This window comes from Pantoea graminicola, assembly GCF_048452665.1.
Taxonomy (GTDB): domain Bacteria; phylum Pseudomonadota; class Gammaproteobacteria; order Enterobacterales; family Enterobacteriaceae; genus Pantoea.
The window spans coordinates 304,071-316,989 of the sequence record NZ_JBLWSJ010000003.1; the positions used below are offsets into that span (position 1 = coordinate 304,071).

A 12,919-nucleotide genomic window follows, 5' to 3' on the forward strand; every position below is an offset into this window, starting at 1 on the left:
TTGGCTGGCGCGGAAGCCCGCTGCAGCGGGCTTTCCTGGCACGCGCTCGGCGTCGCTGTCACGAAAACTTTCCGCTTTTGTGATCTGCTCCACGGTTCTGCCGCGCGAAATTTGGGCAAAACAGCGGGGTGGCCCGGTGATTGCAGATTTTGCTACGCTAACGTCATAAGCCTGATTTACCCGCTCCATCAATTTTAACCAGGTGTGAGAAAACCATGAACCTTGATGATAACGATCTCTTTCGGGATGCCATGGGTGATGTCACGCCGTTAAAGGACACCACGTCCACCTTATGGCTCAAATCGCCCTCCACGAAAGCGCCGCGTCATCCGCCCGGTGAGTCGGAACAGGAAAACTTCCTGACCCGGGGCTATCTGGAGATCGTGCCGCTCAATACGCCGCTGGAGTACAAGGCCGATGGCATTCAGCAGGGCATTCTGGATAAGCTGCGCAGAGGGGAATATGCGCTGGATGCGAGCCTGAACCTGCTGCGTCAGCCGGTGGAGGCCTGCCGCCAGGCGCTGTTTAATTTCATGATGCAGGCGCACAAGCAGGGATTGAGGAATCTGCTGATCATTCATGGCAAAGGCCGTGATGATGAGTCGCACGCTAATATCGTGCGCAGCTATCTGGCGCGCTGGTTACCGCAGTTTGATGACGTACAGACGTTCTGCGTGGCACAGACCCAGCACGGTGGTGGTGGCGCGCTCTACGTGGGCTTACGAAAAACCGATAAAGCGCGGCTGGAAAACCGCGAGCGGCATGCGAAACGCAGCCGCTAGCTGTGAAATTTGCGGATAGTCGACATTAAAACCTCGGCGCTCAGGCTCAGTTCTGCGCCGGTGCGGGTAATAATCCCGACCGGTTCACCCGGACCGGAAGAGTTGATCGGCAGGGCGCAGACGGCATTGTGGCTGAGGTCCTCTTTAATCGCGCCGGAAGGAACAAACCAGATATAGTCGTAGCGGAGCGCGAGCTGGCGCGCCAGCGAGGTCGATGAGGTTTCGATGCAGTGAGGCGGCAGGGAGCAGCCCTGTTCATCCAGCATCTGCTGCGCGATACGGCGCGGCGCGGTGCCTTCGGGTGAAATCACTACCGGCCACTGCATGGCGCGGGATAGAGTGACGTTGTCACTTAATAGCGGGTGTTCCGGCCTGACCACCAGTTTCAGGGACTCCAGAAACAGCAGTTCATAGGTGAGCCCGGTCATCATGTCGCTGTCGGCCATCCGGCCAATGCCGATATCAAACTCGCCCGCGCGCAGGCCAGCCAGCAGGACGTTATTATGCAACGTTGCCACCTGGATGGTGGTGTTGGGCTGCAGCTGATGAAAACGGTCCAGGATACGCGGCAGCATACCCATCGCCGCCGTGGTCAGGGCGCCCAGCCGGATGATCACCGGGGCGTCACCGGGCTGTTCATTGAAACTCTGTCCGGCATGATTCAGGGCGTCGAGAACCCGGACGGCGTGAGTCAGAAACTGTTCGCCCATGGTCGTCAGCTGTGCACCCAGCCGGCCACGCTCAAACAGACGCACGCCGGTCAGCTCTTCCAGCTCGTTCAGGGTTTTAGAGAGCGCAGGCTGGCTCAGGCTCAGCGTCTCTGCCGCCCGGCCCAGGGTACCCTGTTGCGCAACGGCAACAAAGGTATGCAGATGGCGCAAGCGAATGCGCTGATTGAAAAGGATATTTTTTTCCATAGGCTCAACTTAATGAGAATTGCTGTCTTCAGGCAACAATTTAAAATGAATTCTGTTAACTTTGCTGCAAAATAATTTTAACAAACAGGGCAGCGACAGGCGGATTCGACGTTAACCTGCTGAAAGAAAACCGTTCATCTTAAAAATGCCTGAACGAAAGCACTCTCTGCCGGGCCGATATCAAGGACTTAGCGCGCTCAACCAGCACCATTCTCTCCTTTCTGCAAAAAAACTGACCGCTTAAGGTTAACGATCGGCTATCATTAGCGCCGTTTTTTTTACTTAAACTGATGTCGGATTCGTTACTCCCGGGGAGTGTTCATTGACCAGCGTCGAGGCGGTAGATGTCCGCCAGCTTATCAATCAGCAGGGGCTCAGCCGCTGGCAAAAGCGACTTATCGCACTCTGTTTTATCGTGGTGGCGCTCGATGGCATGGACATTGCGATTATGGGATTCATTGCGCCTGCGCTGAAAGCCGCGTGGGGCGTCTCCAACCATCAGCTCGGGCTGGTGATCAGCGCGGCGCTGATCGGGCTGGCGCTGGGAGCGATGGTGGCGGGGCCGCTGGCTGACCGCTATGGCCGTCGCGTGATGATCCTCTTCAGCGTCCTCTTTTTTGGACTCTGGACGCTGGCTACCGCGCTGTCGCAGAACATCGAGCAGATGATGCTGTTCCGTTTTCTGACCGGGCTGGGGCTGGGTGCCGCGATGCCCAACGTCGGCACGCTGGTGGCGGAGTATGCACCTGAGCGCCGCCGCGCCTTTATCATCACGGTGGTGTTCTGCGGCTTTACCTTCGGGGCCGCCAGCGGCGGTTTTGCTGCCTCCTGGCTGCTGCCGCGCTATGACTGGCACTCGGTGCTGCTGCTCGGCGGTATTCTGCCGCTGCTGGTGCTGCCGCTGCTGATCCGTGGCCTGCCGGAATCGGTGCGCTTTCTGATCAGCCGTGGCGCACCCGCAGCCCGCATTCACGCCATCCTCGACCGGATGATGCCGGGCAAAACCCCGCCTGACTGCGCGTTTCATGCCCCGGAAGCCACCTCGCCGGACAGCGGCGCGGTCGGCACCGTGCTCTCGCGCCGCTACCTGTTCGGCAGCACTATGCTGTGGGGCGGCTACTTTATGGGCCTGTTCCTGGTCTATCTGATTGGCAGCTGGTTGCCCTCGCTGGTCAACACACTGGGTATGTCGGTCACTGAGGCCGCCATTGTCACCGCGATGTATCAGGCTGGCGGAACCCTGGGCTCGCTGTTTGCAGGCTGGCTGATGGACCGGTTCAACGCTAATCTGGCGCTGGCTGCCATCTATGGCTGCGGCGGGCTGTTTATCGTGGCGCTTGGCTTCTCCCCGGCGGAAGCTGGCATAATGAGCGCCATCGCCTTTTGCAGCGGCTTCTGCTTCAACGGGGCCAATACCGGCATGAACGCCTTATCCGCCAGCTACTATCCGACGCATGCCCGCGCCACCGGCTCAAGCTGGATGCATGGCGTGGGGCGCGTCGGCGCGATCCTCAGCGCCTTTGTGGGAGCCGAAATGCTCTCTCTGGGCTGGTCGTTCAGCGTTATCTTCCTGCTGCTGGCGATACCGGCTGTGATCACCAGCCTGATGCTGCTGTTAAAAAATCGCTTCGGCTTTAAGCCGATCACAGATTCGTGATTTTTTCCGCTGTCGCCAGCGCGTTGCATTACAGTAGCAGCAACGCTCACGGTGTCAGGTGGATAAGATGGACAAGTTTCTCAGTGCGGATGCGATCCGCACCCGTTTTTCTCAGGCGATGTCTGCGATGTATCAGCAGGAGGTGCCGCAGTACGGCACGCTGATGCAGCTGGTCGCGACCGTTAACGATCGCGCGCTGGAAGCCGACAGCGCGCTCAGGGATCGTCTTGCGGCGGCGGATGAGATTGACCGGCTCAGCATTGAACGCCACGGTGCCATCCGCGTGGGCACGGCGGCTGAACTCGCCACGCTGCGGCAGCTGTTTGCGGTGATGGGCATGTATCCGGTCGGTTATTACGATCTCTCGCAGGCGGGCGTGCCGGTGCACTCGACCGCGTTCCGGCCGGTGGATGATGCGGCGCTGCGGCGCAATCCTTTCCGGGTTTTTACCTCGCTGCTGCGCCCGGAACTGATCGACGATGAGCCGCTGCGTGAAAAGGCCGCAGAGATCCTCGCGGCGCGCGACATCTTCACCCCCCGTTGCCGGACGCTACTGGACCTCCATGCGCAGCAGGGCGGGCTGACCGAAGAGCAGGCCGGTGAGTTTGTCACCGAAGCGCTGGAAACCTTCCGCTGGCATGCGCACAGCAGCGTTGACAGCCAGACCTATCAGGCGCTGAACCAGCAGCATCGGCTGATCGCCGATGTCGTCTGTTTTCCCGGCTGCCACATCAACCATCTCACGCCACGCACGCTGGACATCGACCGCGTACAGCAGCTGATGCCGTCGCGCGGCATCGATCCCAAAACCCTCATTGAAGGCCCGCCGCGTCGTCAGGTGCCGATCCTGCTGCGGCAGACCAGCTTTAAAGCCCTGGAGGAGCCGATCATCTTCCGCGATGGTCATCAGGGCACCCACACGGCCCGCTTCGGGGAGATAGAGCAGCGCGGCGTGGCGCTGACGCCACAGGGACGCGCGCTCTACGATCGACTCCTCAGCGAGGCGGGCAGCGGCCAGGATAATCAGCAGCATCAGCAGCATCTGGCGGAGATTTTCCGTGACTTTCCTGACGACGAAACGACGCTGCGTCAGCAGGGGCTGGCCTGGTTCCGCTATCGCCTGAGTGAAAAGGGCATGGCGATGCCGCCCGCCCAGGGTGAGTCGCTGGAAACGCTGATCGCAGCCGGGCGCATAGTGGCCGAACCGCAGACCTACGAAGATTTTCTGCCCGTCAGCGCCGCGGGCATTTTCCAGTCCAATCTGGGCGATCGGGCGCAGATCCGTTCCGCGGGTCAGGCGAGCCGCCAGACGTTCGAGACGGCGCTGGGGTGTGCCGTGCTGGATGAGATGGCGTTGTATGAAGCGCGTCAGCAGCGGTCGCTGGCCCAGTGTGGATTACGCCCTGCCTGAGATGTTTACCGGGCAACAATTCCGTTGCCCGGCAGCTTCCCGCAGCCTCCGTTTCCCTGGCTGGCCCTGAAACCGGAAAAAAAGGGGACAAATCGCCTGCCCGCCGGGAACATTAAAACGTGTTAACCGATCGCGCAGATTCCTCTGCGTGACCATCCTGAATCGTTAAAAAGATAACGGCTTAGCGGCGGGTAATCACACTGCTCAGGCGGTTCGTGTAGCACCTCCGCCATCGACCCGGCCAGAAAATGATAACCCGTGCTTAACTCATCGCCTCAACAGATGCGCGTGATCGGTTGACGATTGTGTTCATGCCTGCCCCTTACGCTTCGGTATATTCTGCAAATCCCCTCCGCGCATGGACAATGCTGGCGGGCCTGCAAATAATGGAGGAACGTCTGAACAGGGAAACAGGAATGAAAAACGAAACAGGTCTGAGGATCATGACGGCTGAGGGTGAGTTACGTGGATGCAGGGACGATGACCTTTTCGTATTCAAAGGCATACCTTATGCAGCCCCCCCGGAGGGCGCACTGCGCTGGCGTCCGCCACAGCCGGTCACGCCCTGGCAGGGTGTGCGTGATGCCACCGCATTCAGCGCCTCCTGCTGGCAGAACCGGACTTACTGTGAGGCCGTCGGCGGAGGCGATCCCGGTGAATTCAGCGAAGATGCGCTCTACCTGAATGTCTGGACGCCCGATGTCGAGCCATCCAGACCGCTGCCGGTAATGGTGTGGCTGCACGGCGGCGGGTTTACTATCGGCGCGGGCGGACTGGCCCCCTACAGCGGCAAGCCGCTGGCGTCACGCGGTGCGGTGGTGGTGACGCTCAACTATCGGCTGGGCCACCTGGGGTTCTTCTCACATCCCGCGCTGGATGCGGAATATCCGGCGGGCGGCACGGTGAACAATTTTGGTCTGCTGGACCAGATAGCCGCGCTGCAGTGGGTGCAACGCAACATTCCGTCTTTTGGCGGCGACCGTCGCAACGTCACGCTTTTTGGCGAATCGTCCGGTGCCCGCAGTGTGCTGTCACTCTGCTGTTCTCCGCTGGCGGAAGGACTGTTCCATAAAGGTATTGTGCAGAGCGCCTACAGCCTGCCGGACACGCCGCTGAAAAAAGCGCGTCAGCAGGGTGTGGCGGTAGCCCGTCATCTCGGCCTGCCGCCGGATTCCAGCGCGGCTGATCTGCGTGCGCTGCCAGCCGATGCTTTCTGGCCGCTGGAGGGGGCGCTGTCGATCCCGCCCGTGCCTATCGCCGGGGATGCCGTGCTGCCCGAACCGATGCTGCGCACCTTTCTGACGGCAAAACAGCATCGTCTGCCGCTGATGGCGGGCAGCAACAGCGATGAAGCCAGCGTGCTGGACTATTTCGGCGTGGATGCCACCGCCGTGCTGCAGCAGTTACGCGATAAAAACCGTCTTCTCTACCGGACGCTGAAATGGATGTACGACATCCATGACGATCGGTTACTGGGTCGCGCCGTGGCACGCGACATGGCGTTCAGCCTTATGCCGTGGCTGGTCATGCGGGCGCAGCATCAGGTGGGAATGCCGGGCTGGCGCTACTGGTTTGATTACGTCTCAGAACATGCCCGCGACCTCTATCTGCACGGCACCTGGCACGGCAATGAAGTGCCCTATGCGTTGAATACGCTGAGCCAGATGACCCGAACCGGCGACGGGCGACCCTTCAGCGAGGGCGATCAAGCCTTTGCCGGACGGGTCAGTGAATACTGGTTTAACTTTGCCCGCGACGCGACAGAATACAAGCATCAGCTGGCAGGGGAGATCATCTGGCCGGCATGGCATCCCGGTGAAGACGTGACAATGTCACTGGGGGAGGGAGGCGAGAACAGCATCGCGCTGAAAAGGAACTTTATGCGCGCCCGTATGCGGTTGTTCCGGTTATTCATGAGTCGTATGGTGAAGCTTTGAGTACAGGCAGATGATTAGCCTGCTAACCATGAAATCGCATGAATGAAATTTTTCTACTTTAAAAAGCTTAATATGATGAATTGATGCGTTTTTTATCCGCGAGCCCGATACCGACGCTGAAAAATTTCAGGTAACAAAACAGTTACATTTTGACATTCCTGTGCCGATAAATCGTTATGCCCGACGATTACGGGTCAACATGCATAGGATTTTGGTATGGGAATGCTCAAAAATTTTACCATTCGCGCGGTGATGCTCTCCATTCTGGGACTGTTTTGTCTGCTCTGGAGCGGCGTCGGCCTTTATAGCATCCACTCGCTAGGCGCGCTCAGCGAAGGCAACGATGTTGACCGCCATCTGGTTGAACAAATGACGGTGCTGAGCAAAGGCAACGATCAATATTTTCGCGTGATAACCCGTCTTTCCCGCGTGATGGAAAGCAAAGCTGCAGGTAAGGCGCTGACGGATGAGGCGTATGCACCGGTGCAGCAGGCGCTGGACAGCATGACGCAGCAGCTGGCGCGCTTCAAACAGCTGGCCCCCGGCCCGATGAACCCGGACGTCGTGGATGGCGTGATTCAGAGCTGGCAGAAGCTGCTGGATGATGGCGTAACGCCGCAACTGCAGCTGGCGCGTCAGGGTACAGCGGAGGCTTATCGCGAGCAGGCGAATAACGGCACCCCGCCGCTGAGTCGCGCTTTTGGCGTCAGCGCCGAGAAATTTAATCAGGCCGCCGCCGAAAAGCTGGACACTACCCGGGTGGAGGTCGACCGCCTCACTGCGATGACCAAAACTATCATCACCATCACGGTGGTTATCGGCCTGCTGATTCTGCTGTTTACCGACCGCTATCTGGTTGCCATGCTGGTGCGTCCGCTGGAGACCATCCGTAACCACTTCGCCGTCATCGCCACAGGCGATCTCAGCCAGCCGGTCAACGAGTTCGGCCGTAACTGCGTGGGTAAACTGGTTCCGCTGCTGAGTGCGATGCAGGACAGCCTGCGGGAAGCGGTCAGCGCCATCCGCAGCGGCACCGAGAATATCTCTCGCGGTGCGGCGGAGATCTCGGCCGGTAACAATGATCTCTCATCGCGTACCGAAGAGCAGGCCGCCGCACTGGAGCAGACGGCGGCCAGCATGGAGCAGTTAACCGCCACGGTGAAATTTAACGCGGATAACGCCCGTCAGGCCAGCCTGCTGGCGGAAACCGCCACCACCACCGCCCAGCGCGGCGGCCAGCTGGTCAGCGAAGTCGTCAGCACGATGGATGGCATCTCCGGCAGCTCGAAAAAGATCGCGGAGATCACCAACGTCATCAACGGTATCGCGTTCCAGACCAATATCCTGGCGCTGAACGCCGCCGTCGAAGCGGCCCGGGCCGGAGAACAGGGGCGTGGGTTTGCGGTGGTCGCGTCGGAAGTGCGTAATCTGGCCCAGCGCAGCGCCAATGCGGCTAAAGAGATCGCGACCCTGATCGAAGAGTCCGTTCAGCGCGTGGACAAAGGCGCCGAGCTGGTCAGCACCACCGGTGGCACCATGAACAACATTCTGAAGTCGGTGCAGGATGTGGATGCGATCATGAAGCAGATCGCGTCCGCGTCAGAAGAGCAGAGCAAGGGGATCTCTCAGGTCGGTACGGCGGTGACCGAAATGGACAGCGTGACCCAGCAGAACGCCTCGCTGGTCGAAGAGGTTTCAGCGGCTGCCAGCGCGCTGGCCCTGCAGACGGAAGCGCTGCAGGCCTCGGTCGCGAAGTTCCGCCTCTCTGCCGACAGTCACCGTGCACCAGGGGCGAGCGGTAAACCGGCCGCACCGAAGGCGCCCGTGCTGAGTGCGGCTCAGGCTAAACCGGTTGATAACGGCGACTGGGTTACCTTCTGATCCCGGCATAGCCACGCCACCAGTTCCGTCAGGAACGGTGGCGCATCCCGTTCGGGCCGCTGCAGCAGGCTGTAGACGGCCCCCGTCTTTACCTCGCCAGCGAAGGGTGTAATCAGCCTGCCGCTGGCAATATCACTCTCCACCAGATTGCTGTCCGCAATGGCCACCCCAAATCCCTGAATCGCCGCGCTTATCGCCAGGTCCATCGTGGAAAAATGCTGGTTCCGCCTCATCACCGGCGTTACCGCCTGCGCCTGCAGCCAGCACAGCCAGTCGCGCGTGTCAGCGGTCGGATGCAGAAAGGTCATCGCCTCCAGGGCGGCGGGCGAGGCGGGTAAGGGGAGATTCGCCGCCATCACCGGCGTCAGTGACTCCCGGAACAGGGTAATGCCTTCAGGGTGCGGCCTGCCATAGACGATCGCGGCATCAAAGTTCTCCAGCTGCGAGGCATGATCCAGGGTGGTGGTCAGCGCCACATGCAACTCCGGGCGCTGATGCTCCAGCGCCATCAGCCGGGGCACCAGCCAGCGCATCGCGCAGGTCGGTGCTTTCAGGCGGATGCTGCTCTGGGTGCGGCGGATCTTTTCGCTGGCCTGCACCATCTGTTCAAACCCGGCGCGCAGATCAGGCAGCAGAGCGGCACCCTGCGGGGTCAGCCGCAGTCCGCGCGCGTGGCGGTCAAACAGCGTGACCCCGAGCCACTGCTCCAGCGAGGCAATTTTGCGGCTCACCGCGCCCTGGGTCAGGCAGAGTTCCCGTGCGGCATGCGTCAGATTAAGATGCCGGGCGGTCACCAGAAACGCGTGGATGGCATTCAGCGGCAGCGATGTACGGGACACAGTGAACCTCAGCTATGCATATTTGTCATGGCTATTATGACGACATTTCGCTTGCCGACTCAAGCCACACCTCGTTGAATAACGGTTCAGCCCATCTGATCGGTTCTTCCCTGACGGAGAGTGTATGTCCCTGAAAACGCCTGTTGCGATCCACCCCAAACTGCCGGATGTCGGCACCACTATTTTCAGCGTGATTGGTCAGCTGTCGGCCCGGCATCAGGCGATTAACCTGTCGCAGGGCGCACCCAATTTTCCCTGCGACCCGGCGCTGGTCGGGGCCGTCAGCCAGGCGATGCAGACGGGACACAATCAGTATGCGGCCATGATGGGGCTGCCGGCCTTACGCGAAGCGCTCGCCAGCAAAGTGCAGACGCTCTACGGGCAGACCTATGATGCGGGCAGTGAAGTGCTGATTACCGGCAGCGCCAGCCAGGGACTCTATATGGCCATTACCGCCCTGGTGCATCAGGGCGATGAGGTGATCTTCTTTGAACCCGCGTTTGACAGCTATGCGCCGGTGGTGCGCCTGCAGGGCGGCAGGCCGATTGGCCTGAAGCTGCAGGTGCCCTCCTTTGCCATTGACTGGGATCAGCTGCGGGCGGCGATCACCCCGCGTACCCGGATGATCATCATCAACACGCCGCACAACCCCAGCGCGCAGGTACTGACCCCGGAAGACCTCAATCAGCTGGCCGCGCTGATCCGCAATACCGACATCGTAGTGCTCTCGGATGAGGTGTATGAGCATATTCTGTTCGATGGTCGTCCGCATTGCGGGATGGCGACACATCCGGAGCTGGCCGCGCGCAGCGTCATCGTCTCCTCATTCGGCAAAACCTTTCACGTCACCGGCTGGCGGGTCGGCTACTGTCTGGCCCCGGCGGAGCTGATGACCGAACTGGTCAAGGTGCATCAGTTTATGATGTACGCCGCCGATACGCCGATGCAGGTGGGATTTGCTCACTATCTGCAAAACCCGCAGAACTATCTGTCGCTCAACGCCTTCTATCAGCAGAAGCGCGATCGGCTGACGGCACTGATGCAGCATTCGCCATTCCGGCTGCTGCCGAGCGCCGGTTCGTTCTTTATGCTCGCCAGCTATGGACATTTCAGTGACGAACCCGACAGTGAAATGGTAAAACGTCTTATCGTCGATCACGGCGTGGCGACCATTCCGCTGTCGGCGTTTTATATGGATGGCACAGACAATAAACTGATTCGTCTCTCTTTTGCCAAAGACGAGGCGACACTTGAGGCGGGCGCGGCTGCGCTCAGTGCTTTTTCCCACTGAACGGCGCTTCCGCGCAGGGCAGACCGGGAAACAGATAACCAGGACTTTTCGGGGTAAACAGAGAATGAAGAAACTGAACGCGCTTTTTCTCGCGCTGGGGATGATGAGCTCCGTGCAGGCACTGGGACAGGATTTACGGTACGGTGTGGAGTCGCAATATCCGCCGTTTGAAAGCCGCAACGCCAAAGGCGAGCTGGAGGGCTTTGATATCGAGCTGGGCAATGCCATCTGTAAGGCGGGCAACTTCTCCTGCCACTGGGTGGAAAGCAGTTTTGATGCGCTGATCCCGGCGCTGCAGGCGAAGAAGTTTGACGCGATCAACTCGGCGATGAACATCACCGAAGCGCGCGCAAAAAGTATCGCCTTCACGCAGCCGATCTACCGCATTCCGACCATGCTGGTGGCGAAAAAGGGTGAAAATCTGGCGCCGACGGCAGAGAGCCTGCGCGGCAAGAACATCGGCGTATTGCAGGGATCGATTCAGGAAACCTACGCGAAGAAGCACTGGGAGAGCCAGGGCGTGACGGTCACCTCCTATCAGGATCAGAATCAGGTCTACAACGACATGGTCGCGGGCCGCCTCGATGGGACGCTGGTGATGTCCGCAGCCGGTCAGTCCGGCTTCCTGGATAAACCGCAGGGTAAAGACTTTGGCTTTGCGGGCAAACCGGTTGAGGATGACGCGATTCTGGGTTCAGGCATCGGTTACGGCCTGCGTAAGGATGATGCGCAGCTGAAGCAGTCGCTGGATGCAGCCATCGCCAAAGTTCAGAGCGACGGCACGATCAAAAAACTGGCGGAAAAATATTTCCCTGGTATCGACGTGAGCGCGAAACCCTGATGCTCACCGGGCGCGTTCTGCGCCCGGTTTTTTCCTCAGCCCGCCGCCAGATGGCAGAGCTTCTCTGCAACCTGGTAGGACTTCACAAACGACGTCAGCGGCAGAAATTCGAAGCGTGAATGGAAGTTGTGCGCGCCGGTAAAGAAGTTCGGCGTCAGCAGGCCCTTCGCAGAGAGGGCTGCACCGTCCGTGCCACCGCGCATCGGGATCACTTTGGGTTCAATCTCCAGGGCGGCAAAGGCGCTGAAGATGAGATCAATGGCCCGGCGATCCTCGCCCAGCGCATTGCTGATGTTGCTGTAAATGTCGCTGAGCGTGATGCTGACGTCGCCGGCAGGATAGCGCGCTGCAATGGTCTCTGCGGCCTGACGGAGCTGCTGCTTGCGAGCGTCAAAACGACTCAGGTCGAAGTCGCGAATCGAGGCTTTAAGCGTGGCCTGGCTGGCGTTGGCCTGCATCTCGTTGAACCAGATATAGCCCTCGCGGCCCTCGGTGTGCTCCGGCGTCTCCAGCCGGTCGAACAGGCTGATGTAGTCGTGAGCCATCAGCAGCGGATTCAACAGCACCCCTTTGCCCGACATCGGATGCGCGGGCACGCCGGTAAAGACAATTTCTGCGGCGGCACCATTGAAGTTTTCATACACCACCTCGCCCAGTTCGCAGCAGTCGATGGTCCACGCAAAATCGACGTTAAAGCGCGTCTCCAGGTCCAGCGCTTTCGCGCCGCGCAGGCCAATCTCCTCGTCCGGCACAAAGGCGACTACGATGTCGCCGTGGTCACCCTGCAGGTTCTCCATCAGCGTCATCACTACCGTAACGGCGGCTTTGTTGTCTGCACCCAGCACGCTGGTTCCGTCGCTGAAAATCACCTGCTGGCCGACGTAGGGCGCGATCTCCGGATGTTCATCATGGCGCAGCCAGATCTGCTGCTCTGCATTCAGGCAGAGGTCGTCGCCCTGCCAGGTCAGGATCTGCGGATGAATATCGGGCGACAGACCGACATCGACCGTGTCGATATGGGTGATAAACCCGATACGCGGGGCGTCGGGCCGGTTGCCGCGTTTCACCGCCGTCACCGTAGCGTGCTCATCGATCTCCACCGCATCCAGCCCCAGCGCACGCAGCTCGTCGGCCAGCAGGGCCGCCATCGTGTGCTGGCCCGGCGTACTCGGCAGCGAGGTGGCTTTCGCATCGCTCTGACTGCTGACGGCGAGGTAACGGAAAAAACGTCGGGTGAGTTGCGACTCAAGTTTGTCTGTCATCACTATTCCTTATTAGTCAGCCACGCGCAGGGTTCGCTATGGTGCCGAATCGTGCTATCAATGAAGCATCTGAATGATTCATTTAGATATTGTGATCACCG

The 12,919-nt window shown here is 59.8% G+C and carries 10 protein-coding genes; 7 read left to right on the forward strand and 3 right to left on the reverse strand.

What is annotated here, in order from left to right; genetic code table 11:
- Positions 1-215 precede the first annotated feature (215 nt).
- The gene (gene smrA / locus ACNY69_RS09110; RefSeq protein ID WP_111141299.1) at positions 216-782 is read left to right on the forward strand and encodes a DNA endonuclease SmrA; all 567 of its coding nucleotides are present in this window, start codon (positions 216-218) and stop codon (positions 780-782) included.
- On the opposite strand, the gene ACNY69_RS09115 is transcribed toward smrA, so the two are convergent.
- On the reverse strand, positions 779-1,699 hold the full coding sequence (locus ACNY69_RS09115; protein ID WP_111141298.1) for a LysR substrate-binding domain-containing protein: 921 nt from the start codon (positions 1,697-1,699) through the stop codon (positions 779-781). The genes smrA and ACNY69_RS09115 overlap by 4 nt on opposite strands.
- 322 nt (positions 1,700-2,021) lie before the next feature.
- Here ACNY69_RS09115 and ACNY69_RS09120 point away from each other — a divergent pair, with 322 nt between their 5' ends.
- From ACNY69_RS09120 to ACNY69_RS09135, 4 genes are all read left to right on the forward strand, one after another.
- On the forward strand, positions 2,022-3,356 hold the full coding sequence (locus ACNY69_RS09120) for an MFS transporter (protein ID WP_418798010.1): 1,335 nt from the start codon (positions 2,022-2,024) through the stop codon (positions 3,354-3,356).
- Between the two features lie 67 nt (positions 3,357-3,423).
- Positions 3,424-4,767, forward strand: coding sequence for a 2-oxoadipate dioxygenase/decarboxylase HglS (gene hglS, locus ACNY69_RS09125; protein WP_418798013.1), 1,344 nt, complete (start codon positions 3,424-3,426; stop codon positions 4,765-4,767).
- 416 nt (positions 4,768-5,183) lie between these two features.
- Positions 5,184-6,704 (forward strand): carboxylesterase/lipase family protein, encoded by a 1,521-nt coding sequence (locus tag ACNY69_RS09130; RefSeq protein ID WP_418798015.1) that lies wholly within the window; start codon positions 5,184-5,186, stop codon positions 6,702-6,704.
- 216 nt (positions 6,705-6,920) lie between these two features.
- The gene (locus ACNY69_RS09135) at positions 6,921-8,585 is read left to right on the forward strand and encodes a methyl-accepting chemotaxis protein (RefSeq protein ID WP_111141294.1); all 1,665 of its coding nucleotides are present in this window, start codon (positions 6,921-6,923) and stop codon (positions 8,583-8,585) included.
- On the opposite strand, the gene ACNY69_RS09140 is transcribed toward ACNY69_RS09135, so the two are convergent.
- Positions 8,543-9,424 (reverse strand): LysR substrate-binding domain-containing protein, encoded by an 882-nt coding sequence (locus ACNY69_RS09140; protein ID WP_111141293.1) that lies wholly within the window; start codon positions 9,422-9,424, stop codon positions 8,543-8,545. The genes ACNY69_RS09135 and ACNY69_RS09140 overlap by 43 nt on opposite strands.
- 124 nt (positions 9,425-9,548) lie before the next feature.
- Here ACNY69_RS09140 and ACNY69_RS09145 point away from each other — a divergent pair, with 124 nt between their 5' ends.
- On the forward strand, positions 9,549-10,715 hold the full coding sequence (locus tag ACNY69_RS09145; RefSeq protein WP_418798018.1) for a methionine aminotransferase: 1,167 nt from the start codon (positions 9,549-9,551) through the stop codon (positions 10,713-10,715).
- A 64-nt stretch (positions 10,716-10,779) separates the two neighbouring features.
- Entirely contained in the window at positions 10,780-11,556 is a 777-nt protein-coding gene (locus ACNY69_RS09150; protein ID WP_111141291.1) for a transporter substrate-binding domain-containing protein, read from the forward strand.
- 35 nt (positions 11,557-11,591) lie between these two features.
- Here the strand turns inward: ACNY69_RS09150 and pepT are convergent, their stop codons facing one another.
- On the reverse strand, positions 11,592-12,818 hold the full coding sequence (gene pepT / locus ACNY69_RS09155) for a peptidase T (protein ID WP_418798020.1): 1,227 nt from the start codon (positions 12,816-12,818) through the stop codon (positions 11,592-11,594).
- Between the last annotated feature and the right edge of the window lie 101 nt (positions 12,819-12,919).